The sequence below is a fragment of the Rhodoferax sp. RT5P35 genome (genome assembly GCF_056521385.1).
The window spans coordinates 1-1653 of sequence record NZ_JBWMAX010000081.1 but is presented as its reverse complement, the minus strand read 5'-3'; the positions used below and the strand labels follow the sequence as shown (position 1 = coordinate 1653).

The window sequence follows — 1653 nt, the reverse complement described above, 5'->3', positions numbered from 1 at the left end:
GGCGATGCGGTTGAAAGAGCGGGTCATGGTGAGGTCCTTTGGGGTTGTTGCAATGTTTTTGCGATGGGGTGATCTTCCCAAGCGGCGGACCATCTTGTGTGTCGGCAGCATGCTGGCTGTGTTGCATCTGCAATCCCCGGCAATCGCTTGCGTTTTGGGCTATGCGAACTAGTATTTGGCGTTTAGGAGCGCTCCATGGCAAACGACCCGTTGGCAGACTGGAAGCAGCAACAGCGTGCAATGTGGGCATCGTTTACGCCCATGGCCTTGTTCACCCTGCCGGTGGCGGCGCACCTGGTGCGGTTTGCCGACATCCGCCCGGGCGAGGCGGTGCTGGACGTGGGCACCGGCACTGGCGTGGTGGCCCTGACGGCGGCGCGGGCGGGCGCACGGGTCACCGGGCTGGACCTCACGCCCGAGCTGCTGGTGCAGGCGCGCGACAACTCCGCCATCGCCGGGCTGGAAGACATCGTCTGGACCGAAGGCGATGCCGAGCAACTGCCCTACGCCGACGCGTCGTTTGACGTGGTGCTGAGCCAGTTTGGCCACATGTTTGCCCCGCGCCCGGCCCTGGTGGTGGCCGAGATGCGCCGCGTGCTCAAACCCCAGGGCCGCATCGCCTTTGCCACCTGGCCGCCCGAGCACATGATTGGGCGGATGTTTGGGTTCATTGGCCGCCACGCGCCCCCGCCGCCCGAGGGGGCCGCCCCCCCGCCCCAGTGGGGCCACCCCGCCACCATTGCCGAGCGCCTGGGCGACAGGTTCAGCCCGCCGTTTTTCGCCCGCGGAGCCATGGCCCTGCCCGCCCTGAGCCTCCCCCACTACCGCCTGTTTCTGGAGCAGACCATCGGGCCGATGCAAAAAATCGTTGCCCAACTGGCCAGTACGCCCGAGCAGTTGCAACAGTTCCGCGCCGGATTCGAAGCCCTGGCCGCCGACTACTTTGTCGACAACCACGTGCACCAGGACTACCTGCTGACGCGTGCGCAAGCGCGGTAAATTCTTACAAGCTAAAACTGCCTCTTGCGCTTAGGGAATCGGCGCAAGGCGCTATCAAAACAGGAATAAATCCAAGGCATTACGCCCCAGCCTGGCCGCCCCACCGCGCTGAGCTTGGCGGTGCCCACCGCCTCCATCTGCATCCAGCCCGCCACCTCCACCCGGTGCCGCTGCCCTTCTTGCAACAGCACCGGCAGCTCCACCCACAGCCCCGCCAGATAGGCCATCACATGCAGGCGCACCGCCCCCTGTTGCACGGCGATTTCGGCCCCGCTCGGTAAACGCTCCCAGGCCCGCTGGGCGGGCTGCAGGTGCAGGGTGAACAGGGGTTCTGGAGCAGCAAGGGTGGACATACAAGGCCTTTGTGTGAAAGAGCCTGTAGCGTAAAAAATCCAGCCTGCGCCGAACAGCCACAGACTCCACCCATCTGTATCGCAACAGTGCAGAAATTTGGCATCTGTTATGGTCTGTTTTGCCCTCGTCTGTACCTGTTCAGCCCCCACCCCAGCCCGCATGATGGGCAGGCCATGACCATGCCCACCCAGCCCAAATACCAGCACCTTGCCGACCATTACCGTAGCGCCATCCACGCGGGCAGCCTGCTGCCGGGCCACCGCATGCCGTCGCTGCGTGAGGTGGTACGCCAGCATACGG

Annotated in this window: 2 protein-coding genes; one reads left to right on the top strand and one right to left on the bottom strand. The window is 64.6% G+C overall.

The window, feature by feature from the left end; genetic code table 11:
- Nucleotides 1-195 precede the first annotated feature (195 nt).
- Nucleotides 196-999 (top strand): class I SAM-dependent methyltransferase, encoded by an 804-nt coding sequence (locus AC097L_RS23765; RefSeq protein ID WP_479589203.1) that lies wholly within the window; start codon nt 196-198, stop codon nt 997-999.
- A gap of 11 nt (nt 1000-1010) precedes the next feature.
- On the opposite strand, the gene AC097L_RS23760 is transcribed toward AC097L_RS23765, so the two are convergent.
- Nucleotides 1011-1352, bottom strand: coding sequence for a hypothetical protein (locus AC097L_RS23760; protein WP_479589202.1), 342 nt, complete (start codon nt 1350-1352; stop codon nt 1011-1013).
- Nucleotides 1353-1653 lie beyond the last annotated feature (301 nt).

Coding starts and splice junctions, on each gene's coding strand:
- AC097L_RS23765 (WP_479589203.1), top strand. CDS start 196: ATGGCAAACGACCCGTTGGCAGACTGGAAGCAGCAACAGCGTGCAATG.
- AC097L_RS23760 (WP_479589202.1), bottom strand. CDS start 1,352: ATGTCCACCCTTGCTGCTCCAGAACCCCTGTTCACCCTGCACCTGCAG.